Raw genomic sequence first — 23,244 nt, forward strand, 5'->3', positions numbered from 1 at the left:
AGTGCGCTAGCCTGAACGCCGAACCTATGCCCCCTTTCCAATCCCTGCGCCGCGCCGCCGCCCTTGCCCTCTCTCTGGCGGTGGTGCTGCCCAGTATTGGCGGCCTGGCGGGAGCATCTGCGGCAGTTCCCCCGACTCAGCCAGCGCCCGTGCCTGCTGCCCCTGCGGCCACCACAGACGCGCCCAAACAGCCTGTTCCGGTGGCCCCCGAACCCGGCCCAAGCGCAACCTCGGTGGCGGCCCCGGCGGGCGTCGGCGTGCGCGGCCTGTGGATAGACGCCTTCGGCCCCGGCCTGAAAACCTCGGCGCAGGTGCGGCGCATGGTGGACGACGCCGCCAAGATGGGCATCAATACGCTGTTCGTGCAGGCCATTCGCCGCGCCGATTGCCTGTGCCGCCGCTCCAGCCTGCCTGTTATTACCGACGCCGACCTGCAACCGGGCTTCGATCCTCTGGAAGCCGTGATCAAGCTTGCCAGGCCACGTGGAATGCGCGTGATCGCGTGGGCCAGCGTCACAGGCGTCGCCAACGCTGCCGTGCCCAACAGCAATCCGGCGCATATTTCGCGCACGCATGGGCCGAACATGGGGGCGCAGTCGTGGTATTCCCGCCGCCCAGACGGCAGTTATCTGGAAGGCAGCGACGCCTGGCTGGACGCGGGCATTCCTGCCGCCGCCGATTACATGGTGGCGGGCGTGGTCAGTTTGGTCAAAAACTACGCTGTAGACGGTATTCAGCTTGACCGAATCCGCTACCCCGACGGCGGCGTGTGGGGCTACGACCCCAAAGTCATGGCCCGTTTCAATGCCGAAACCGGGGCCACTGGTATCCCCGCTGCCGCCGATCCCGCGTGGCAGGACTGGAAGCGCGATCAGGTCACCGCCCTCGTGCGCCGCACCGCGCTGGAAGTGAAGGGCGTTCGCTCCAATTTGTGGGTCAGTGCGGCCACCATCACCTACTTGCAACCGCCGCGTGCGGGCGACCTCGTGTCGTTCCGGCGTACCCGCACCTACAACGATGTGCTGCAAGACTGGCCCACCTGGATGCGCGACGGTTTGCTTGACCTGAACGTCCTGATGAACTACAAGCGCGACGGCATTGCCGACCAGGCCTCCTGGTTTGACGGCTGGAATGCCTTTGCCGCCTCCATGCGCCCCCGTGCCGATGGTGGGCAGGCTGAACTGGCGGTGGGCACGGCGCTGTACCTCAATTCTCCAGCGGTCATTGCGGCACAGGCTGCCCGCGCCGTGAATTCAGGATTGGGCTGGGTGGGCTACTCCTACCGCACCCCCAACGTCGATGTGTACGGCAGCAAAGCCACCACCGCGCAGGGTTTAGAGGTGATCCGTGCCCTGTTGACCGCCCCCGGAGCCGCCCTAAACGTGCCGACCCGCTGGACGGCTGGCCCGCCCACCACACGCGGGTTGCTGGGCCGTGTCACGGGGACGCCCATCTTGGGAAACCGCGTGGTAGAAGCCCTGCAAGGCGGCGAAGTGGTGGCCCGCTCGCTCACTGACGGCAACGGCTACTACGGCTTTGCGGCCCTCAAAGCAGGCAGTACCGAAATCCGTGTGAGTGGGCAGCGCTGGGTGGATACCATTCCCGCACGTGGCGTGGTGCGCCTGCCCAACCTGCTGGTGCGCGATTTACAACCTGTTCCAGCGCTGCCGCCGGCGAAGACTGCACCAGTCGTGACGCCTGCTCAGCCCTGAACTTCTCCTCTTAAACTCACCTGCCCGCCGCGTTACACTGGCCGTCATGACCCTTCCGAATGCAGAGGCCGACGGCGGCCTGACGCCCTTTGAATTCCGCCAGACGCTGGGGCGGTTTGCCAGTGGCGTCACCGTCGTGACCACATTAGACGGCCAGCAGCGCCGGGGCATGACGGCCAGCGCCTTTGTGTCGGTCAGCCTCGCGCCGCCGCTGATCCTGGTCAGTGTGGATCACCGCGCCCACATGCACGAGGTCTTGGGCCGCCCCGAAACCACCCGCTTCGGCGTGAACCTGCTCAGCAGCACGCAGCGCCATCTCTCCGACCACTTTGCCGGACGGCCCGGCCCCGAGGAAAGCGTGCCCTGGTTCGAGCATGAAGGCCTGCCCCTGATCGGCGGCTGTATTGCCCAGTTGGTGTGCCGCAAACATGAAGTCATCGTGGCGGGCGATCATACGTTGTACCTGGGATTCGTGGAATATGCCCGTTACACCGACGACGACCCCTTGGTGTACTTCCGGGGCCAGTACCACGAGTTGGGCTAAAACCTGTAGAGGAGAGGGCCAATTCCTCAGCGCCTCTCCTCTACAGTCCTGACAACAGTTTCGGTCTATCCCTGCTCAGTGGCTATGCCCTGACCCGCTCCCCCGCTTGCCGCTTACTTCCTCGCGCACTTCGGCCACCAGATAGGTGCAGGCTTCGGCGCACGGAATGGCGCCCGGTACGCCGTCAAAGAAGGTGCGCGGCAACTGTTCGGAAGCCCACAGGCGCGTGCGGAGGCAACCGCTGCACACGTCCTCGGCTACGTGTTCGACCTGTTCGGGCGTGGCCTTTTGCACCTTGGCGTAAATCCCGGTCTGGCGGCGGGCGGTGGTGGCCCAGGGCGTGGCCCGCAGGGCGTGTTGCTGGTGCGCGTAGCCTTCTTCCACAATAGCCGGATACAGCGCGTGCATGGCGCGGGGCAGGTCGGCTTCACTCAGGACGGCCCGCCAGCCACGCGGCAAATTACGCAGGGTATGCACTGGGCGGTGGTGGCCGCCCTCGTCGCGGCGGGTCTGGTCGCGCAGGCCTTCGGGCGTCACAGTGGTGGTCAGGTCACCGCCGGGAATGCCCTCGTCCAGCGCGTGGCGGACCTCGAACATGCCCAGTTGCGGCGTAATCATCACCTCGCCCACGCGCATTCCACGCCGCGCCATCGTCATAAAGGCGGCCCAGGCCTGGGCGTGCAGCCGGTCTTCGTCGCCGCCCCGCCCGCCCGTACCGCGTGCTTCCTCGGCCAGTTGCAAAATCACCTCGGCAATCCGGGCGTGGGTTCCTACCGGGCGGGCGTAATGCACGGTTTGCGGGCCGTGCGGGTTGTCTGGGAATTCGGTCACGGCCCCGGTCAGGCCCATATCTTCGGGGATGGTTTCCAGCGTGTGCCAGCCCTCGGAGGCAAAGAAGGGCACGACCACCACACGCGGCGCACGCACCCGCTCCGGCCACAAGCCGACTTTGGGGTCTTCATCGAGGAACAGGGCTTCCACCTCCGAAAAAAGCCCACTATGGCGCAGCCGCTCGGCGTTCTCGTACACCACGCGGTTACTGTTTTCATTGCGGGTCGTGCCGTGGCCCAGCACCACCAAAGCTGTGGGCGGCGTGCCTTCCTCTCCCAGATCGGGCAGGGCTTCCCGCGCCCGCTCCAGAATCACGTCGGCCATGCTGGAATGCACGCCGTAGGGCAGGGTATAGCGCACCGTTTTGCCGCCCAGCACGCGGGCCACGCCTTCTGGCGGCACTGGCCCCTGATGGCCCAGGCCCATTTCGCGGGGAATGACCGTTTCGGTAAAATACCCCTCGCTGATAAACATGGGAATGACGGTGACATCCGTGCTGGCGGTGGTTTTTAGCACTTGCCGCAGCGAGGGTTCTTCTTTCCAGTACCCTTCCACCACTTCATCAAAGAGGCCGCGCTCGCGAATCAGCTCGGCGTACCGGTAGACCGCGCCCGCCGACTCGCCGTTGAGGTGGGAACCATGACCGATTAGGACGAGAGAACGCATACGCCTGTCAATCTAGCGCCGTGCAGACCACCGAATTGTCCCTCTTGCTGCGGATTGCGATGAGTCGAAGACGAGCGGAGCGGGTGGCAACACGGAGGGGAGGAGTGGCCTGCTCAGGCGAGGCCGTTCATGGCGGGGGCTGGCGCAGATGACGGCTCTCCGGTGTCTGCGCGATGAGTCGGGAACCGGAGCCAGTGCGTCCCCTGTGACCCGGCCCACCCAACGCGAGGTTCAGGCGTTGTAAAGCCTGTACTTAGTGTCTCCTCACCCATTTGACCGGGCGGCTCCGTAGCGTAAGGAGCGCACACAGTTTGTCGGTGCCGTGCCGCTCGGCAACCTGCCGACCACGCCGCCGCACTTCCTCAGGAGGTTTCACCATGTTCTTTCAACAAAAAGACCGTCACGAGCAGATGGCCCGCCTGGATCCCCGCGACACCAACGCCGACGGCGTGGTCAGCCCGCAGGAAGCCGCCGCCTACATTCAGGACTACCTGCAGACCGCCTCCCCACAGGAGCGCGACGAGTTGCTGCGGGGCTACATGACCCAGATGTCCCCCGATCAGCGTCAGCAGATGGGCGACGCGATTGTGCAGAGTAGCGCCAACCCCGTGCAGAGCGTGCGGGCCGACGATCCCAACGACCTCGCCGACGCGTTTACCCGCACGGCTCAGGCTCCTGCTCAGGATGGCCGCAGCCCCCTGGAAGCTGCATTTGGTCAGGGCGGCATGCTGGGCAACCCGATGGTAAAAGCCGGACTGGTGGGCCTCGCCGCCATGATCGGCAGCAAGATGCTGCGCCGCTGAGAATCTAAAATCCCTCCCCCAACCACACAGGTTGGGGGTTTTACTTGGGGTTGGAAGGTGAACCCCCCGTTGCTAGCGCGACGCCCCCCAAGAGGTGGGGAATAAAAGCTTTTTGCCCCCTGCTTTTGCCTCCCTTATAAGAGGACTCGCAGAGTTGCGTAGCAGAGGTGGCCCGGAGAAGTTCACTTTCCAGCCCAGACCTAAAGCATCGCCCAACGCCTGACCACGCGCCTTACTGTTTCCCGGCCTGCACCCGCTAGAATCGCCCCTAATGCCTCTGTCGTACCTCCCGCGCATAGCGCAGACGCCTGCCCCCACATTCGAGGAGGGGGCGCGTGCTGATCTGATGACTCACCTCTGGGAAGAATTGGGGTTTGCCTGCGAGCGCGACGAGGTGGGCAACGTGCTGACCCGCATCACGCCCCCCGGCACCGAGGGAAAGCCCGCGCTGCTGCTGGCGGCCCACCTGGACACGGTGTTCGCGGCAGGAACCGATGTCACCGTGCGCGACGAAAAAACGCGGCTGGTGGGGCCGGGCGTGGGCGACAACAGCGCCAGTCTCGCGGTAGTCACGGCGCTCTTGGCAGGCTACGCGGCGCAACCGGTGGCCCTGCGGCGGCCCCTCTGGGTGGCAGCCAACGTGGGAGAAGAAGGGCTGGGCGACCTGCGCGGCGCGAAGCATCTGCTTGCCAGGCACCGGGCCTCGTTGGGTGCGTTTGTGGCGGTAGACGGGTATCTGGGCATCGCGGTCACGCGGGCGGTGGGCGTGCGGCGCTACCGGGCCACGTTTATTGGGCCGGGGGGCCATTCCTGGGGCGATCAGGCTCCGAGTGCGCTGCACGCGTTGGGGATTGCCATTGCGGCCCTGTATGCCCTGCACCGTCCCAATACACCGCGCACCACCTTGAATGTGGGCCTCGCGTCGGGCGGCAACAGCGTCAATTCTATTGCCGGAAGCGCCGAACTGCTCCTTGACTTGCGCTCGCTGGATGCCAAAGCTCTGGCCGAACTCGATAGCCGCGCTCAGGGCGTGCTGCACAGCGCGGCGCGGGAAGCGGGCGTGAATGTGCGTCTGGAGCGTGTCGGAGACCGTCCGGGCGGCGACCTGCGCTCTGGCCCGCTGCTGGACATGGCCCACGAAGCCGCCCGCGAAGGCCGCATGGATTTGCGCCTCGCCTCCAGCAGCACCGATGCCAACGCCGCCGTCCCACACGATTTGCCCGCCATTGCGGTGGGCGTGTACCGGGGCGGCAATGCCCACCGCGAAGACGAATGGGTGCAGCACAGCAGCCTCACACCGGGCCTGCGGTTCCTGCGCCGCATGGTGGAGTTGTACCAACACCGCCCGCTGTCCTAAACAGATTTTTGGGGATAGGCACCGGGTCACCGCCAGAGGGCTCAGTCAGAAGCTACGGCCCCCCAAAAGTACCGAATCACACGGGTTTTTTGTAATCTGAGCGGGGATTGTTTCCCACCTGTTTCCCATCTGTTCAGAGCAGAATGAGGGTCAATATGAAGACTCCGCAGCGCCGTTCCCCACGCGCCATCAGGTCGGCGCTGTCTCCCGCTCTCAAGCTCTCGTTCTCCTTATCGCTGATGTTCAGTTTGCCTGCGCTGGCCCAGCCCGGAGTGGGCCGCTCTGTGGGGCAGTCTTCCGGGGCCTCGGCTGCCGCAGTGTCGCCCGCGCAGGCGGTGTTCGATCAGGTTAACCGCCTGCTGCAAAACTCGTATGGCGGCCTGTCTACCGTAGACCGTGAGGGCCTGAACCGTGACTATCAGACGAGGCTGGACGCCGTGTGTGCGCCCACGCCGACTGACTGCGCCGCCGAAAAAGCCTATCCGGTCATAGAGGCCGAACTGACGGCGCTGGACGATGAACACACCTTTTTTCAGAACCCTGAAGATTTTGAGGAATTTGTGGCGAGTGCCACAGGCGGCAACCGCAGGCAATTTGGCGTGAAACTGGCGCTGCTGGATGGGCAACAGCGGGTGGTGCTGGAAGTCGTGCCCAACAGTGTGGCCGAGGCCGCCGGACTGCTGCGCGGCGACGTTCTGACCACCATCGACGGCCAGCCTTACACCTACGACGCACTCCGGGCCGCCCGGGAGGCGGGGCGGCCCATCAATCTGGGCGTCACCACACGCGGCGTGGCGCGCACAGTCGATCTGACCTCGCAGGAAAGTAGCACCCGCGACCTCCCGCGCATCAGCTACGTCGCCTCGCCTACTGGTGCCGAGGATGTGGCCGTGCTGCGGATTCCCACCTTTATTTCGGGCGGGGGTGTGGCGCAGGGCGTACATGATCTGGTGGCGCAGGCGCGGGCGCGGGGCGTGCGGGGCATTATCGTAGATTTGCGCGGCAACGGCGGCGGTAGCCTCAGCGAGTGCGACGGCGCGGTCAGTGCCTTTGTGCCCAGCTTTACGCGGGTGGCCCGCAGCGCCGAGGGCAACAGCCGCACGCTGGTCAGCCGGGGAGCGCGGGTCGAGGCAGGCCGAACGAGCGGCATCGTCACCAATCCGCAACTGTGGACGGGGCCGCTGTCGGTGCTGGTCGATGGCGGCAGCGCCTCGTGCAGTGAATTCTTTGCCTTTGAGATCCAGAATGCGGCGCGTGGCCCGGTGCTGGGCGAAGTGACGGCGGGCGTGGGCAACACTGCGACCCGTGTGTTTCCGGTCGGAGAAGACGCCGCGCTGCAACTGACCATTCTGAATTACGCCAAGCCCGACGGCACGCCGTATCCCACCCGCCTGACCCCCGATATTGCCGACGAGCAGGATGAGGCCGATATTCGCCTGCTGACCGAGGGCCGAGACGAACTGCTGAATCTGGGCGTCAAGGCGCTGGACGGCGCTCCGATGCTGTCTCAAGACCGCGTGCAACCCGGCAGTCCTTAAGCGCAGTCATTAAACTCAAGCCCTAAACTTTGCCACAGAGGACATCCCGGTGGGGGAGGCGCAGTCATCAACGGGGCCTCTCCCTAGTTGTAGTAGGACGGTGGGACGAATCTCGACAAGAGTTAGACCTCCCTCCAATTTTGTGACCGATTGGTTTCTTAAGACGGTATAAAAACTGCTTTTTGATCTGGGGATAGTTCGAAAGGTGAGAAATTTCACAGCCGCCCTTCCCTCTGCCTGACACCATGCCTCTTGTGGACATGCTCCTTCCTGATTTGCGCGCCCTTGCCGCCCCGGATATGGGCGCACTGCACCGCGTGGCTGCAACAGGCAGTGAAAACTTTTATGCCGGACACCGCAGCATTTTAGATAGTGGTCTTCCCGATCAACCCCGGATTCATATGTCGGTGGCGCACGGCACGCAAGATATTCAGTGGCTGCGCGGTGACGCTCCCAACTTGCTGCTGCACCTGATGCACTGGGCCGCCCGTCGCAACCACCGGGTGCGCCTAGAACTTGCCAACGAATTCGATGAAAACGGCGATCATAGCGTCTACGAGGCTAGTCTGCACGGCGGCATGATCATAGCTTCTGCCCGCGCTCTGGATCCTCTGGGTGCGCTCCTGCGCGTGCTGGTGCAGGCCGAACGCAGCGAACGCGCCGCGTAGGGCAATCACCTCCGACCCTGAAGCTCTGGGCGAGGCAGCATGAATGTGGGTCAGTGGACAGGCTTGGAGCAGTTGCCGACAGTGTTCCTGGTTTTTGACCGAACGGAGTGAATTTCAGGAAGCAGTGGGGAGAAGGTCAAGCGTCAGGAGTCTTACTTCGGGCGCTGCTATCTGACGCTGTAATTCGGGCAACTGATCCAAGCCGCAGCCGCAGCAACGCAGGCCCTCAGCCCAGGCCATCACTCCACTTCATCCCCCACCTCATCACCCTGCGGGGGTCAGATTCCTCTCGCCGCCCCTCATCCGGAGATGAGAGAATGCGTCCCATGTCTGACCCTACTTCTTCACCCGCTGTGACCCCCAAAGCGCGGGCGCGGGTGCCCAAAACCGTGTGGGATCTGGTGTTTACGCTGGTTATTCCGATCCTGATTCTGAGTCCTAATATTCTGGGCAGCGGCGTCAGCGTGGCCGATACGGTGTTTGGCGGCGGCACCACCGGTAACGTCCGTGCCTACTTGCTGGCCGCCCTGATCCCGGTGGTCTATGTGCTGTGGGATTTGCTGGTCAACCGTAACGTCAGCCCGGTGGCCCTCATTGGCGGGGCGGGCGCAATCTTCAGCGGCGCGTTGGCCTTCTGGTACGTCGATGGGTTCTGGTACGCCATCAAAGACAGCGCCCGCTCTTACCTCACCGGCATTCTGTTCCTCATTTCGGCGGCTACCAGTGTGCCCCTGTTCCGCGTGTTTCTGGATGCCAGCAGCATCGGAGAAACGCCCGAACACCGCGCCGCCACGCAGCAGGCCATGCGCGACCCTGCGGTTCACAAGGGCTTGGCGCTGGGCACCGTCGTATTTGCCGTGTTCGACCTGATTGGCGGCGTCATCAACAGCGTCGTGAACTATCAGCGGGTGGTCGCCAAATTCGGCTCGGACGCCTTTAACGGCCAGATTGCCGAGGTGAATGCGCTGATGCGGGTGCCCTCGTTGGTACTCAGCTTGGTGGGCGTGTTTGCCGCCATATGGCTGGTGCAGCGTGCCGTCAAGGCCCGCTACGGCGCAGAGGCCAACCTGTTTGAACCCGCCAAACTGACTCAGGCCATGCGCGAAAAGGGCGAATTGCAGGCCTAAGCCACAGCAGGAGTGTTCCGCTCTGGCCTCAGTTGGGGTCAGAGCGGTTTTACTTTCCCCTACTCCCCCGTTCTCGCCCGCCGTTTCTGGTATGCCCCGGTCAGCAGCTCGGCTATGTACTCCCGTGTAAAGGGCATGCCGCTGGCCTCTGCAGCTCCAATTTCTTCATCCCGGTCATAGGTCAGGCGCACAAAAGTTGCGCTGTGGGCCGGACTGTGGGGGTCGAATTCCAGAATCAGGTAGCAGGGGAGAGTGCTGTCCAGCGGGTTGCCCACACTGCCGCAGTTGATCAGCGGGCGGCCTTCCACATCCAGCATCAGGGCTTCATGCACATCGGCGTACACGAGGGCGTCGGCGTGTTGGGCCAGTCCATACTGGCTGTTGGGTAAAAAGGCGTCCAGTTGCTCGGCAAGGCTGCTGTGAGGGTACAGGCGGTGAAACAGGCCCCGGCTGCTGGCATGCACGAACCGCCACCACGCGCCGCTAAACTGTTCCTCTATGCCGTAGGGCAATGCTCCAAGGTAAGACAGTTGCCCCGGCGTGAGGCGGCTGCGCGGCCACAGGTCTTGCGGGCGGTTGGTGGCCCCCGCCACCCTTGCGTCCCAGTTGCCCTGAATCACGCGCGAGGCGTGGGCCTCTGTCCACTCCACCACTTCCTTTGGGCGCGGGCCCTTGCCCACCAAGTCTCCTAATACCCACACTTCAGAAATACCGCGCCGCTGCACGTCCGCGTGGACCGCTAATGTTGCCGCCAGGTTGGCGTGCAGGTCCGCGAGAATGGCTAGACGCATCATGGCGGGCAGTCTAGCCTACCCCTCTGTATCGTACCGGTCAAAACTAAAGAGAAGCAGAAGATAAAGATTAAGGCTGGTACGTCCCATAAGCCTGCAATTCAAACTTCCTCACGTTCAGACGTTTAACTCGGCAGTTGGTTTGATTCGGCCACGTTGATCAGATGGGTTTGCTCAGACAGGTTTGACCAGAACAGCTGGCAGTGGGATCCATTCTGAAGCTTGTAGAGGCGCGTGGGCCTGCGCCTTCACATCCGGTGCCTCAGCATCTAGTTTGACAGCCTGCCCGTACTCAGCCAACACAGCCTCGGCAGCGCAGCGGGGGCGTGTACGGTGCAGGCTTGTATAGTAGGTGCCGTGCCGCCCAGCCGCGTTGTCGTGCTGCGGCGGGAAGGAGTTGTCAACGCCCGTGCCGCCCCTCGGTTCTCTGAGTGCCCGTGATGTGCTGGACATCGGTCTGGTCACGTTTCTGGTGTATCAGGCCTACATGCTGGTGGTGGGCACGCGGGCCGTGAACGTGGTGCGCGGCATTCTGGTGTTTGCGGGCGTATGGGTGGCGGCCCAACTGCTTGGCCTCACCACCCTCAGTTATCTGCTGGGGCGGGCGGGTACGGTGGGTCTGTTCGCCCTGATCGTGCTGTTTCAGCCGGAATTGCGCGGCGCACTGGAGCGGGTGGGGCGGCCCAGAGGCCGGGAAGCCAGCGGCGGGGCCGCTCTGCAAGACCTTGCACGGGCGCTGGAACGCCTTGCAGAGCGCAAAACCGGGGCCTTGATCGCCATAGAACGACGCACGCCGCTGGGCGAATACGCCGATACAGGCGTGCGGCTCGATGCGGTGGTCAGTGTGCCTTTTTTGGAAGCCCTGTTTGCCCGCAATGCCCCCCTGCACGACGGCGGCGTGATCGTGCAGGGGCCGCGGGTGGTGGCGGCGGGTTGCCTGTTTCCCCTACAGGCCGGAGACGGCACCTACAGGCGCTACGGCACGCGCCACCGCGCCGCCATAGGGCTGTCGGAACTGACCGACGCGGTGGTGTTGATTGCCAGCGAGGAACGCGGCAGCATGAGAATTGCGCTGGGAGGCCGCTTGGGGCCAGACCTGAACGGCACCGAACTCCGCGAGCAATTGCGGGCGCTGGTCTACGATCAACCCGATTCGCCCCCAAGGAACCGCAAGGATCAGGGGCCACCTGAACCAGAAGAAATTCTCCCGCCGGAGAGAGCATGAACCCGGAGCGGGCGTGAGCGGCGGCAGCGGGCATGACGGCGGCCTGTGGGGCGCGGCCCAGCGCTGGCTCAGGCCGCGCTACGTATGGGGCCGGATCGTTCACAACCTGCTGCCCAAAGTGCTGTCGTTGGTGGTGGCCCTGACGCTGTGGTTCGTGGCGACTGCGGATCGCCGCGCCAACGTGGAGCAGGGCTTCGACGTGCCCGTGACCGTGCGCGACACCACCGGGGGCCGCACCCGCCGCGCCACCAGCGACCTGAACCCCAGCACCGTGCGCGTGACGCTGTCGGGCCGCCCCGAACGCCTGCGCGAACTGAGCGGCGAAACGATTGAAGCCGTAGTAGACGTGACGGGCGTGCCCGAAGGCAGCTTCAACCGCCCGGTGGCCGTGCAGGTGCCGGGCGGAACCACCCTGCGGAGGCAAGCGCCAGAGCGGGTGCAGGGCTTTGTCGACGCGCAACTGACCCGCACGTTGGCCGTGACCCTCAGCGTGGCTTCTCCGTCCGATACCAGCCTGCTGCGCTATGAGGTGGCCCCCGCACAGGCCACCGTGAGCGGTGCGGGGCGCGTGGTCGCCACCGTGCGCCGCCTGATCACCAGCCCCGCGCCCCTGCTGCCCGGAGAAGCCAGTGAAGTGAAACTGATCGCCCTGGACGAGAACGGCGATCCGGTAGAGGGCGTGCAGACCAGCCCCGCCAGCGTGACCGTGCGCCGAATCGATACCGGAGAATTGCCTGTGAAAAGCCTGCGCGTCGTCCTGAACGACCCCCCGGCAGGTCTGCGGGTTACGGCAGTCAGCGTGCAGCCCAGTACTGTGCGCGTGGTGGCCGCCCCCGAACTGCTGGGGCGACTGCGCGAGGCGGCGGGAACTGTGACCTACCGCGTGGGCACCTACACCGCGCCCGTGGCCCTACGGATTCCGGCGGGCGCACAGGCGCTAGAAGAAGTCAGCGTGCGCCTGACCGTGGAGCGGGTGGTGGCGACTCCGGCCGCCCGTCCTCCTGCGAGTGGTACGGGGAATGGGGATGCGCCTTGAGTGGGGAAGGGCAAGTCTAAGGGTCTAGGATCTGAGAAAGGCAATCGTTGGCGCTCATTCACCCCTCGCGCCAGGGGAGAGTGGGTGAATGAGCATCAGCGGGCAGTTCCGCAGCACCCCCGCCCAAACACCTTAGACCTTCGCCCCTTAGACCAGCCACCCCGGTAACCTGTTGACCCAACGCCATTCCCAAAAACCCGACCCAGTTGGAACCGATTCCATATTTTGCGTCAGCTTGGACACACAAGCGTGGCGTATACTCGCCTCTATGGTGTGGAGCCTTGTCCACATGCGCGCATGATTGCCGCACTGCCCCAACCGCGTCACCCCCTCGCCGATCTGGTCGGGTGGGAAGACCGCGTTCGCCTGATGGTACGCCCCAAGCGTTACCAGCACGTCCTGCGCGTTGCAGAACTCGCCTGCCAGATTGCCTGTGCCAACGGCCTCGACGAATCGCGTGCTTATGCTGCAGGCATCCTGCACGATATTGCCCGTGACCTTCCCGACGCCGAACTCCTGCGCCTTGCGCCGCCCGAACACCCCATAGACGCCGCCCACCCGCTGGCCCTACATGGACGCGCCGCCCGCACCCTGCTGGAACGCTGGGGTTACCGTGACCCGGTGGTGCTGGAAGCCGTAGAAGACCACACCACTGGGCCACGTGGCGGGAATCTGGTGTCGGCCTGCGTGTACGTGGCCGATGTCTCGGAACCTGGACGCGGTGTAAACGAGGACATCCGCGAACTGGCCCTACGTGATCTGGACGCCGCCCTGCACCGGGCCATCGCCTCCAAGGTCACCTACCTTCAGGGGCGCGGCATTCAGGTTCACCCGCGTACTTTGCAGGCCTACTACGCGCTGCCGCTGGTGCGGGTAGATCACGGGAATTCTGCTTGTCACAGCGTTCCTTCTGAGAGCATCCCAACTGCCGATTCCCCGGCCCCCCGGCTTTCACTGCGCCGCAGTCGCCCCGCTTCGTGAGTGCGGCCCTGTGAGTGTGACGACCACCCTGCCTTGCGCCGTATCCCTGACAGCGCCCCTCGTACCTGCTGGCTATGCTGTGGGACGTGAGTTTGTTACCGCCTAATCTTCTGCCCGACGCTGCTGCCAATCCCCGCCCGTTGGCGCGTCTGAGGGCGCTGCAAGCCTTCGGCCTGTCGTTGGCGGCTTTAGCACTGGGCGGTATGGCGGTACTCAGTGCGCCGGGCGCGTCTACTCCGGCGAGTGCGCTGATGGCGGGCAGTGCGCCGCACTTTACGTTGCTGCTGGCAGGCCGCGACATCGTGTACTGCTATTACCGCCAGCCCTGCAAAGATCAGGAGCAGCGCACGGGCATTATTCAGCCGCCCAACACTGACACCCTGATGCTGGTGAAAGTGGACGCCGGGCGGGTCAGTGTGCTGAGCATTCCCCGCGACACCAACGTGGGCGAGTACGACTACCGGGGATCTCCTGCCGCCCAGAAGGTGAACAGCCGCTACTGGTCGGGGGGGCCGGAGGGTCTGACCCGCGCTGTAGAGGAAATTACGGGCGAGCGGGTAGACGCCCACGTGATCGTGCGAACCGACTACGTGGCCCGCGTGATAGACGCGCTGGGCGGTCTGGACGTGACTGTGCCGAAGGGCGGCATCGAGTGGGTGGATCAGGCGGCGGGCGTGAACCTGAAGCTGGACGCCGGAAACCATCACCTGGACGGCGCGACGGCGGTACTGTTCCTGCGCGTCCGCAAAGGCTTTGGCGACGACTGGGGCCGCATAGATCACCAGAAGCAGGCCCTCACGCAACTGGCCTCGCGCCTGAAATCGGCCAAAGGGCTGGCGGCCCTGCCCACTATTCTGGGCGGTGTCGGCAATGGCGTAGAAACCAACGCCGACCCCAACCTCTTGCCCACCCTGCTGCCGTATCTGCCCCAGCTCAAGCTGACTTTTGCCACCCTGCCCACCGATGACATTCGCGGCTCGTTCAATCTGGCCGTGAACCGCGAAAGGTTGGCCGAGGTCTGGGGCAATACTGCGCCGAACTTGGCAGGTGCGGGGACTGCACGCCCAGTCAGCATCCGAATAGAGGATGCCAGCGGAGCTGCACTTGGCCCCCGATTGGCCCAAGCTTTGGCGGCGCTGGACTACACCTCCGTGACCTCCGAAGCCGTGCCAGCCAGCCCCGAAGCCAGTCAGGTCTTTACGGGCAGCGACGTACGGGCCGCCAGCGAACTCGCCGATACCCTAGGCCTCCCCCGCCTGCAAGGTGAGCGTTTCCCCGTAGGGGCTGGAGAAATCGGTATTCTGCTGGGAACGGACGCCCGCGACACCCTCGCGGCACTGAATGCGTACCCGGATGGCACTGCTCCGGATGGCCCCGCACTGATCAGCCCCGATTCCACTACCGATCTGGAGGGAATGGATCAGAGCGGCGAAGGTCAGACCGGAGTAAATTAGACTGAAGTCCATTAGCTAGGCCCTGTGTCCCAACTGGCGGCACACAGCATCACGGAGAACCCAATGAATCCAGCATCACAGCAATCTGCACAGACCGTCCAGAACCAACTCCGCGCCATCGTGGACGCCGCCCGCGAACGCCGCGCCGAAGATGTCGTCGTCCTCGACCTGACCGACGTGTCTTCCACCCTCGAATACTTCATCATCTGCACCGCCAGCGCGGGGTTGCAGCTCAACGCCATTCAGGAAAACGTGCGTCAGAAGGCGCAGGAATCTGGCCTGCCCCGCCCCAGCGTCGAAGGCCCCAGCGAACGCTGGTTGCTGCTGGCCTTTGGCGGCGGCATCGTGGTGCATATTATGACCAAAGACGCCCGCGAGTATTACGACCTCGAGGGCCTGTGGAGCGACGCCCGCAAGCTGGAATTTGCCGAAGCGCCCCGCGACCCCGAAGCCAACGTGACGGCAACTACGCAGGCCGACTCTATCGACTCTGCTCAGGCCGAGTAACTGCTGATCTGAGTTAGAACAAGAAATATTGGCCTGTGCGCCTGCATGGCCCTCGGTTGGGGTGGTGTGGGCGTGCGGGCTATTTTGGTGCTTGGCGTGGACTTAGGCTTGGAGAAAGGCAGAACTCCTGCTCAAGCTTACGCATCCATTCTTATTTAGTTTTCTTGCCTTCTCCCAGGTTGGATTCCCCCACCCGCCAGCCCCCGCCCCAAAGGGGTCAGGGGAGTGGTCGCTCCGCTGAGGAGGATTCATCTTGTCGTGTTTTGAGTCGGCTCGATCGCTCATCTGAAGCGGAATCGCCAGCCGTCTTTGAACTGGAATTGGCCCACCCGCTGCGCGGATGACGGCCTCACACGGAGTTGGGCGGGGACGATTTGGGGTGGTGTCGTGGGTTGTGCTGTTCCTCAGACCTTTGATCCTTAGACCACCCTGATACCCGTACAAATCGCCCGACCTGACACCCGCCTGACCTGACACGGCAGAATGAGGGCAATGAGCCACGTGGTTGTAATTGAAGATGAGGGCACGGTGCGCGACGTGCTGCGCTTTCATCTGGAACGGGCAGGCCTGCGCGTCACAGCTTTTGAATCCACACGCGGTACCGAAGAGGCGCTGGCGCAGGCCGACGCCCTGGTGCTGGACTGGATGCTGCCGGGAGAAAGCGGGCTGGGATTCCTGCGGCGGCTCAGGGGCGACCCCGAACTGCGCCGCCTGCCCGTGCTGATGCTCACCGCCCGCGCCGCCGAAGCCGAACGGGTGGAGGGGCTGGAATCGGGAGCAGACGATTACCTGACCAAACCCTTCAGCGCCGCAGAATTGGTGGCGCGGGTGCGTGCCCTGCTGCGCCGCACCCTGCCCGATACGCCCCAGACCCTGACCAACGGCCCGCTGACCGTGGACATCAGCGCCGCTGAGGCCCGGATGGGTGGCAAACGCCTGAACCTGACTCGCCGCGAGTTCGATCTGCTGGCCTTCCTGACGCAGCACGCGGGCCGGGTCTACTCGCGCACTGAACTGCTGGATCGCGTATGGGGCGCGGATTTCCTGGGCGGAGAGCGCACGGTGGATCAGCATGTGACGCAGTTGCGGGCGCATCTGGGCGACGATCCCACCCGGCCCGACTTTTTGGAAACGGTGCGTGGCAAAGGCTACCGGATGCGCCCATGGACAGACGCCCCATGACCCCGCAGGCCCCCGCCACACAGGGTAATTCTGCACAGGGCGATCCCGTACAGGGCGCTTGGCTGGACGCCCTCCCGCAGGCCGTGCTGCTGATCGAATCGGGCAGCGTGACCCGCGTGAATGCCGCCGCCGCCCGGTTGTGGGGCGTGCCGCAAGACCGCGCCGCCGGACGCCCGGTGTTGGAAATCGTGCGGCGGCACACGCTGGAAGCCCTGGCAGAGCGCGGCGGCGAGATGGAACTGGAGGTCAGTGGGCGCACCCTGCGCTGCACCGCCACCCGCGACGGCATTCATAGCGCCCTGATCGTGGAGGACGTGACCGACCACCGCCGCCGCGAAGCCGAATTGCGCGAGGCCACCGCCGTCCTGTCGCACGAATTCCGTACCCCGGTGGCTGCCCTGCGCGGTGTGCTGGAGGCGCTGGAATACGACATGCCCACCGACCTCGCCCAGAATTTTGTGCGGCAAGGGTTGCAGGAAACAGAGCGATTGGCCCGGCTGGTGGAAGATCTCGCGGTAGGCTTCCGGCCCACCCGCGCCCGCACCCTGCCGCTGGCCGAGGCCTTTGCCCGCGCCGAACGCCTGCTGGGAACCGACCTCTTGGCGCGGCAGGCCACCCTGACCTTTGGGCAAGACCATCTGGTGCGGGCCGATCCCGACAAGCTCTTGCAAGTCCTGCTGAATCTGATCGAGAACGCCCTGAAATACGGCCCCGACGGGCAGCCCATTCATGTCCGGACTGCCGAGCGCGGCACCTGGATAGAGGTGGCGGTGCTGGATCACGGCCCCGCCATTTCGGATTCCGAGAACCTGTTTCGCGCCCACACACGCGGGCAGGGAGCCACCGGGCAGGGCAGCGGCATGGGGCTGTATATCGTGCGTAGCATTGTGCATGGCTGGGGCGGTCAGGCGTGGGCCGAGCGCGAAGGCCAGCAGAATGCTTTTTGCTTTACGCTGCCGGGGGTGGCAGGCATCGGCTGAACCGACCTGGTCGGTATGGCTGACGTGGCCCTGACCCGCAACCGCCCCGCCAGATGGTAAGTTTTCTCTCATACGGCGTGCAGTCTCGCCTCTGACTCGCCCCCGCTGTGTCCATCTTTCCCCTTGTTCTAGTTCACCACTGTTCCGGCTCCCCCGGACTGTTCTTCAGGAGTGCCCTATGCGTGAAGCCCTCGAATCCGATCTCCGTGCTGTGCTGAACGGCGCACTGAACATGTTGGGCACGGTCGAACGTATGTTGCCTATAGCCGCCGACATCCTGCTGCACGAGCGCACCGAGCGCCTGGAGGAAATTCGCGCTCTAGACCGGGAAGTAGACGCGCAGGAAGCCCAGATCGAGGCCGAATGCCTGCGGATCATCGCGCTGCATCAGCCGGTGGCCCGCGACCTGCGGATGGTGGCCCTGATCCTGAAAAGCCTGAGCGACATAGAACGCATGGGCGATTACACCGTCCACGTTGCCAAAGACGGCTCAGAATTGGCGCAGGCTCCGGCCCTCAAACGCTACGTGAATCTGGCCCGGATGCTGGAACGCCTCGGCGAAATGAGCCAGAATCTCCGCACTGCCCTCGCAGACCGCGACGTGACCCGCGCCGAAGCGACGATTGGCATGGACGACGAGGTAGACGACCTGTACGAGCAGATTCAGCGCGAACTGGTGACCTACATGCTGGAAGACCCACGCAACATTTCCAAGGCCCTGATGCTGATGCGCGTGGGCCGCAGCCTGGAGCGCGTGGGCGATCACATGGAAAACATCGCCGAGCGCGTGCGGTACTGGGTGACGGGGCAGCGGGAAGCCTAGAGCATTTGTCATAATAATGACCGAGCGGAGCGAGTGAATTTTACCGAGCAGGACGGAGAATGGAGTGATCAGAAGTCTTTTCTCTGATCACGTAATTCGGAGAACTGCTCTGAGCCGAAAGAACACCGCACTAGACAGAATCGCCGCCCTTCAGTGGGCGGTTTTTCATTCCCCTGCTCCCCGCGCTACCCTGAACTCCATGAGCGATCTTCCGGCGGGATTCGTGTGGGGAGCGGCGACAGCGGCCTATCAGATCGAGGGCGGCGTGCAGGAAGGCGGGCGCGGCGCAAGCGTCTGGGACAATTTTTCCCACACGGCGGGCCGGATCAAGAACGGCGATACGGGCGACGTGGCCTGCGACCATTTCCACCGCTACAAGGAAGACGTGGCGCTGATGAAGGAATTGGGCCTCACGGCCTACCGCTTTAGCATTGCCTGGCCGAGGGTGCAGCCAGAAGGCAAGGGGCGCACCAACGCGGCGGGACTGGCCTTTTACGACGCCCTGACCGACGAACTCCTGAACGCGGGCATTCAACCCTGGCCCACGCTGTTCCACTGGGATTTGCCGCAACCCCTGGAAGACAACGGCGGCTGGCTGAACCGCGATACCGCCCACCGATTTGAAGACTATGCCTTTGTAGTAGGCGAAAAACTGGCCGACCGCGCCGCCGGATTCATGACCCTGAATGAACCCTTCGTGGTCATGGCGCTGGGCTACATGCTGGGCATGCACGCGCCGGGGCATCAGTTGGGGCTGGCGGGCGGCTTCGCTTCGGCGCACCATCAGTTGTTGGCGCACGGCATGGCGGTGCGTGCCCTGCGGGAGGCCGGGGCGCGGCAGGTGGGCATCGCCAACAACTACGCCCCCGCCTGGCCCGCCACAGACCGTGATGCCGATCATGGGGCGGCGGCGCAACTGGACGCGCTGCACAACCACCTCTTTACCGATCCCCTCCTGTGCGGCGAATACCCGGCGGTGGTGCTGGAACTGGTGAATACGCACGCACCCCAAGCCCTGAACCTGATCCAATCGGGTGACCTCGCCACCATTGCCGCGCCGCTGGACTTTTTGGGCGTCAATTACTATCAGCCCGATCATGTCACCGCCGATCCGCAGTCACCGTTTGGGGCCAAGGTGGAAGGTGTGCCGGGCCGCGAGCGCACCAACTTCGGCTGGTCGGTGGTGCCCGAAGCGCTGACGCAAACGCTGACCGACCTGAAGGCCCGCTACGGCGACGATTGCCCGCCCCTCTACGTTACCGAAAGTGGCTGCTCTCAGCCCGATGTCTTGATAGATGGCCGGGTGCGCGACGAGGCCCGTAGCCGCTACCACGAGGCCCATCTGGACGCCGTTGCCACCGCCATAGCGCAGGGAACCGATGTGCGCGGCTACTTCGCGTGGAGCCTGATGGACAACTTTGAATGGGCCGAGGGCTACTCGCAGCGGTTCGGGCTGGTGTACGTGGACTTCGAGACACAGGAGCGCACGCCCAAAGACAGTTTTTACTGGCTGAAACGGCGAATTGAGCGGTAAGCCTTAGCCCTTTTCCCCCTGCTCAGCGAACCCTGACCACCTTCACGTCTAGCACAGTACGGCTCCCGCTGGGGAGTTCCGTCCGGGTGTCGGTCACGTACAGCAACCTGCCGTTCTTGTCGGTCACGGTGGCCCGGACGGCGTAGCTGCGGCTGGCCGAAAAACGCACCGGGTTGTATACGATCTGGTAAGAAGTGGGCAAGCGCGGCGCGGAAAACTGGATTCTGACCAACTGGCGCGAGGCCACGTCCTGCAGCGACACGTCCTCGATGACCACCGTGACCGTGCTGCCCGCGGGGAGGGCCATTCGGTTGGGCGTCAGCACCTGCCCACGCAACTCGCGCCAGCCTGCCGGAATGCTGGCAGCTGTGCTGGAAGAAGTGGCGCTGGGCGCGGTGGCCGGGCGAGCTGTTGGGGCCGGGCGGGTAATAGTCATGCCGCCGATGGTGGTCTGGGCCGAGGCTCCGGCCAGCAGCAGAGCGGCGAGGGCGGGCAGCATTAAGCGTGAGGGCTTCATGCCTCTATCCATACCTGATGAATGTGATGGGAGGATGACTGGGTGTTTAGCCCAGGTGGATACAGCAAGAGTTTAAACAGGGCTTTCTTTTGGCCTGCACAATACAGAGATGCCCGAAGCTCTGCCTTTGCCTGCCCCGCTGCCCGACCTGCCGCTTACCGACCATGCGGCGGCCCTGCTGCACCTCTCGCGTGACCCTTTGCTGGCCCAGGTCATTGCCCAGGTGGGCGGTGTGCCCGTGCTGACGCCCACTGCCGACTCGTTCGGCACCCTCATTCGCAGTGTGAACGGGCAACAACTGAGCGTGAAGGCGGCGGCCAGCATTCATGGGCGACTGGTGGCTGCGCTGGGCGAACCTATACTGGGCGAACCGGATTCCCAGACTGGCGTTCCGATCACCATCACCCCCGAAGCCTTAGTTGCCGCAGACGGCGAAACCCTGCGCTCGTTCGGGCTGTCCTGGGCCAAAGTCCGGACGGTGCAGGCCTTGGCCGCCGCCGCGCTGGATGGCCGGGTAGATTTTGCCCACCTGTCCACCTTGCCCGACGAGGCCGTGATCGCCGCCCTGATTCCGCTGCCCGGCATAGGCCGCTGGACGGTGGAGATGTTCCTGATGTTCGCGCTGGCCCGCCCCGACGTATTCAGCATGGGCGACCTCGTGCTCAGGCAAGGGCTGGCGAGGTTGCACCCGCACACGCCGCCCGCCGCGGTACTGGAAGGCTGGGCACCGTACCGCACGCTGGCCGCCCGCTATATATGGGCCGAAAACCACCGCGTCAAAGGCGGCGGGGAACCGGTGGCGGGGTAGGAGTGTGGATCGTGGCGATGTGAAATGAATCTCTAGGTGAGTTGCTCCAGTTCAGAGTCAAAGATGTTGACGCTCATGCCCACCCGCGCTGTTCCCACCTTCCTACCCGAGCCTCTCCACCACCGCTTCCCGCGTCATTGTGGGGGAAACCGTATGGGTACTTTCCACAGTCAGGGCGGCGGCGGCGTGCCCCTGGCGGGCGGCTCCGACGGGGGCCACTCCTGCCAGAAGCGCAGCGAGGTAGGCGGCCAGCATCGCGTCTCCGGCTCCGGTCACGTCGGCGACTTTGGCGGGAATAGTGGGCAGTTCGGTGTAGGTTCCGGGCATAGAGAGCAGGCTGCCCAACTGCCCACGCCGCACCCAGACGGTGTCAATCCCCTGTGCGTGCAGCTCCTCTGCGGCGGCGCGGATGTCGGCCAACCGGTCAGGCACGTCGCGGCCTACGAGTGCGCCCAGCTCCAGCAGATTGGGTGTGATGGTGTGTGGGGGGAACCCAGCCGCAACAGAGGAACGGATTTGCAGGGCCTTGGGCACGCTGACTGGCTCGAAGGCCACTGGGATACCAACTTCGGCGGCCAGCTTCATGAGGTGGTTGAGGGTGGGTTCGGTCAGGTTCCCGTCGGCCACCACCCAGGTTGCGCCGCGCAGCACGGCCCGGCGGTCATGCAGGGTGGTGGGGGTCAATACGCTCAGCACAGTCATGTCAGACACGGCCACCAACAGTTCTCCCTCATGATCGAGGGTCGCCATGTATGTGCCCGTCAGGTGTTCGTTGACCCGCATCACAAAGCGCACATCCACACCCGCCAGCTTGGAATCGTCCAGCAGGGCGTCGCCCAGACTGTCGCGGCCTACCGCGCTGACCAGCGACACAGCCACACCCAGCCGCGCCAAATTTTCGGCAATGTTACGGGCCACGCCGCCCGCCGTCTGGGTGGTCAGGCCGGGGTTGCTGGTGCCCAGAATAACCGGGGCCAGCGTGTGGGCCTTGAGATCCACGTTCGCGCCGCCCACCACGACCACGCGGGCCGGGGCCGAAGCTGGAGCGGTCAAGGGGTTGATTCCGGTTGCGTCTGCTGTGCCCACAAGGTCAGGTTATCCCGTGCTGCGTCCACGTGCATCTGTTCGACTAGTGACCCCTGGTAGGTGGCGACGCTTTTGCCCTCGGTGCGGGCGGTTTCCCAGGCGCTCAGCAGGGCGCGGGCGTCGGTGGCCTGTGCAGCGGTCACGCCATACGCGGCATTGGCCGCCGCAATCTGGCCCGGATGAATCACTGTTTTGCCCGCAAAGCCCAGCATGCGGCCCTGAGCGCATTCGCGGGCCAAGCCTTCCCCATCGGTGATGTCGTTGAACACGGCGTCCAGCGGCAATTTTCCGGCGGCGCGGGCGGCCAGCACCACCGCAGACAGGGCGTGCAAGAGTGGCAAGCGTTCGGGGTGCGGCCCAGTTCGCAGGGCGCGGGCCAGATCGTTTGCGCCCACCAACAGGCCCGCCACACCCGGCACGGCGGCAATGGCGGCGGCGTGCAGTACCCCGGCAGGCGTTTCGATCATGGCCCACAGCGGCAGGCCCAAGCTAAGTGCGGCCACGGCGCTGGCGTCCTCGGTCTTGGGCAGCACCAGCCCCGCCGCGCCCGACAGCAACGCCATTTCCCGGTCTGCATGTTCGTGTTCGGTGCCCAGGCCGTTCACGCGCACCAGCACCGGCACGCGCCAGCTCCCCGCCCGCAGCGCCAGCCGCACATTCTCCCGCGCCTGCGCTTTGGCTTCGGGGGCCACCGCGTCTTCCAAGTCCAAAATAATGGCGTCGGCCCCCAGCCCACGCGCCTTTTCTATGGCCCTCGGCTTGTCGCCGGGCACGTACAGCACGGATCGCCACAACGTTGGGGCGGTCATTCGAGTCGCGCCTGCTGATGAATGGCGCTGGGGCGTCGGCGGGCCGCTTTGGCCGCGCTAGACGCCAGCAAGAAGGGCAGCAGGGCCAGCAGGAGGGAAAGGAGGCGGGGCATAGGGGCAGTCTAACGGGGTTGTATGAACTGGGGGAGAGAGGAGGGCCAGGGCTGCATTTGCTGAGCTACATTCACTGTCCTCGCCGCCGTATAGGGACAGTAATAACGCCAAAGAATGGGGGCCAGTGCCGTGAATTCTGAACAGGCCTTTC

General features: G+C 64.5%; 22 protein-coding genes. 17 read left to right on the forward strand and 5 right to left on the reverse strand.

The genetic code is table 11. The annotated features are described in order from the left end of the window. Positions 1 to 26 precede the first annotated feature (26 nt). Both M1R55_RS07505 and M1R55_RS07510 read left to right on the forward strand, forming a co-directional pair. Positions 27 to 1,712, forward strand: coding sequence for a family 10 glycosylhydrolase (locus tag M1R55_RS07505; RefSeq protein ID WP_249394044.1), 1,686 nt, complete (start codon positions 27 to 29; stop codon positions 1,710 to 1,712). Positions 1,713 to 1,758: 46 nt separating this feature from the next. Further along, a complete protein-coding gene (locus M1R55_RS07510; RefSeq protein ID WP_249394045.1) occupies positions 1,759 to 2,256 on the forward strand; it encodes a flavin reductase family protein in 498 nt (165 codons plus the stop codon). 75 nt (positions 2,257 to 2,331) lie between these two features. Here M1R55_RS07510 and M1R55_RS07515 read toward each other — a convergent pair whose 3' ends face one another. After that, positions 2,332 to 3,753 (reverse strand): DR2241 family protein, encoded by a 1,422-nt coding sequence (locus M1R55_RS07515; RefSeq protein WP_249394046.1) that lies wholly within the window; start codon positions 3,751 to 3,753, stop codon positions 2,332 to 2,334. Positions 3,754 to 4,130: 377 nt separating this feature from the next. Between M1R55_RS07515 and M1R55_RS07520 the strand changes: the two genes are divergently transcribed. The 5 genes from M1R55_RS07520 (at position 4,131) to M1R55_RS07540 (ending at position 9,246) form a co-directional block, all read left to right on the forward strand. Then, on the forward strand, positions 4,131 to 4,556 hold the full coding sequence (locus tag M1R55_RS07520) for a hypothetical protein (RefSeq protein ID WP_249394047.1): 426 nt from the start codon (positions 4,131 to 4,133) through the stop codon (positions 4,554 to 4,556). A 271-nt stretch (positions 4,557 to 4,827) separates the two neighbouring features. Continuing rightward, entirely contained in the window at positions 4,828 to 5,913 is a 1,086-nt protein-coding gene (locus M1R55_RS07525; RefSeq protein WP_249394048.1) for a M20/M25/M40 family metallo-hydrolase, read from the forward strand. Between the two features lie 155 nt (positions 5,914 to 6,068). Beyond that, entirely contained in the window at positions 6,069 to 7,451 is a 1,383-nt protein-coding gene (locus M1R55_RS07530) for a S41 family peptidase (RefSeq protein ID WP_371827172.1), read from the forward strand. A gap of 245 nt (positions 7,452 to 7,696) precedes the next feature. Then, entirely contained in the window at positions 7,697 to 8,119 is a 423-nt protein-coding gene (locus M1R55_RS07535) for a hypothetical protein (RefSeq protein WP_249394049.1), read from the forward strand. 326 nt (positions 8,120 to 8,445) lie between these two features. Next, on the forward strand, positions 8,446 to 9,246 hold the full coding sequence (locus M1R55_RS07540) for a VC0807 family protein (RefSeq protein WP_249394050.1): 801 nt from the start codon (positions 8,446 to 8,448) through the stop codon (positions 9,244 to 9,246). Between the two features lie 59 nt (positions 9,247 to 9,305). Here the strand turns inward: M1R55_RS07540 and M1R55_RS07545 are convergent, their stop codons facing one another. Next, positions 9,306 to 10,040: a metallophosphoesterase gene (locus tag M1R55_RS07545; RefSeq protein WP_249394051.1), complete on the reverse strand. Its 735-nt coding sequence runs from the start codon at positions 10,038 to 10,040 to the stop codon at positions 9,306 to 9,308. Positions 10,041 to 10,446: 406 nt separating this feature from the next. Between M1R55_RS07545 and cdaA the strand changes: the two genes are divergently transcribed. The 9 genes from cdaA (at position 10,447) to M1R55_RS07590 (ending at position 19,759) form a co-directional block, all read left to right on the forward strand. Next, positions 10,447 to 11,262, forward strand: coding sequence for a diadenylate cyclase CdaA (gene cdaA, locus M1R55_RS07550; RefSeq protein WP_249394052.1), 816 nt, complete (start codon positions 10,447 to 10,449; stop codon positions 11,260 to 11,262). 13 nt (positions 11,263 to 11,275) lie between these two features. Continuing rightward, positions 11,276 to 12,298, forward strand: coding sequence for a YbbR-like domain-containing protein (locus tag M1R55_RS07555; RefSeq protein ID WP_249394053.1), 1,023 nt, complete (start codon positions 11,276 to 11,278; stop codon positions 12,296 to 12,298). Positions 12,299 to 12,595: 297 nt separating this feature from the next. After that, the gene (gene yqeK, locus M1R55_RS07560) at positions 12,596 to 13,279 is read left to right on the forward strand and encodes a bis(5'-nucleosyl)-tetraphosphatase (symmetrical) YqeK (protein WP_249394054.1); all 684 of its coding nucleotides are present in this window, start codon (positions 12,596 to 12,598) and stop codon (positions 13,277 to 13,279) included. A gap of 86 nt (positions 13,280 to 13,365) precedes the next feature. Then, positions 13,366 to 14,733, forward strand: coding sequence for an LCP family protein (locus M1R55_RS07565; RefSeq protein ID WP_249394055.1), 1,368 nt, complete (start codon positions 13,366 to 13,368; stop codon positions 14,731 to 14,733). Positions 14,734 to 14,796: 63 nt separating this feature from the next. Beyond that, positions 14,797 to 15,240 (forward strand): ribosome silencing factor, encoded by a 444-nt coding sequence (rsfS, locus tag M1R55_RS07570; protein ID WP_249394056.1) that lies wholly within the window; start codon positions 14,797 to 14,799, stop codon positions 15,238 to 15,240. Between the two features lie 492 nt (positions 15,241 to 15,732). Beyond that, positions 15,733 to 16,422, forward strand: a complete 690-nt coding sequence (locus M1R55_RS07575) for a winged helix-turn-helix domain-containing protein (protein ID WP_249394057.1) — start codon at positions 15,733 to 15,735, stop codon at positions 16,420 to 16,422. Continuing rightward, positions 16,419 to 17,402: a cell wall metabolism sensor histidine kinase WalK gene (locus M1R55_RS07580; protein WP_249394166.1), complete on the forward strand. Its 984-nt coding sequence runs from the start codon at positions 16,419 to 16,421 to the stop codon at positions 17,400 to 17,402. The genes M1R55_RS07575 and M1R55_RS07580 overlap by 4 nt, the downstream gene beginning before the upstream one ends. A gap of 178 nt (positions 17,403 to 17,580) precedes the next feature. Further along, positions 17,581 to 18,225, forward strand: a complete 645-nt coding sequence (phoU, locus tag M1R55_RS07585) for a phosphate signaling complex protein PhoU (RefSeq protein WP_064015657.1) — start codon at positions 17,581 to 17,583, stop codon at positions 18,223 to 18,225. 199 nt (positions 18,226 to 18,424) lie between these two features. Then, positions 18,425 to 19,759 (forward strand): GH1 family beta-glucosidase, encoded by a 1,335-nt coding sequence (locus M1R55_RS07590; protein ID WP_249394058.1) that lies wholly within the window; start codon positions 18,425 to 18,427, stop codon positions 19,757 to 19,759. A 22-nt stretch (positions 19,760 to 19,781) separates the two neighbouring features. On the opposite strand, the gene M1R55_RS07595 is transcribed toward M1R55_RS07590, so the two are convergent. Next, the gene (locus M1R55_RS07595; protein WP_249394059.1) at positions 19,782 to 20,276 is read right to left on the reverse strand and encodes a YbaY family lipoprotein; all 495 of its coding nucleotides are present in this window, start codon (positions 20,274 to 20,276) and stop codon (positions 19,782 to 19,784) included. A gap of 109 nt (positions 20,277 to 20,385) precedes the next feature. On the opposite strand from M1R55_RS07595, the gene M1R55_RS07600 reads away from it, so the two are divergent. Next, complete coding sequence (locus M1R55_RS07600) at positions 20,386 to 21,084, forward strand: DNA-3-methyladenine glycosylase (RefSeq protein WP_249394060.1); 699 nt, start codon at positions 20,386 to 20,388, stop codon at positions 21,082 to 21,084. Positions 21,085 to 21,186: 102 nt separating this feature from the next. On the opposite strand, the gene M1R55_RS07605 is transcribed toward M1R55_RS07600, so the two are convergent. Both M1R55_RS07605 and M1R55_RS07610 read right to left on the reverse strand, forming a co-directional pair. After that, positions 21,187 to 22,170, reverse strand: a complete 984-nt coding sequence (locus tag M1R55_RS07605) for a carbohydrate kinase family protein (protein WP_249394061.1) — start codon at positions 22,168 to 22,170, stop codon at positions 21,187 to 21,189. Next, the gene (locus M1R55_RS07610) at positions 22,134 to 22,979 is read right to left on the reverse strand and encodes a CoA ester lyase (protein ID WP_249394062.1); all 846 of its coding nucleotides are present in this window, start codon (positions 22,977 to 22,979) and stop codon (positions 22,134 to 22,136) included. The genes M1R55_RS07605 and M1R55_RS07610 overlap by 37 nt, the downstream gene beginning before the upstream one ends. Positions 22,980 to 23,244 lie beyond the last annotated feature (265 nt).

The organism is Deinococcus sp. QL22 (assembly GCF_023370075.1).
Lineage (GTDB): Bacteria > Deinococcota > Deinococci > Deinococcales > Deinococcaceae > Deinococcus.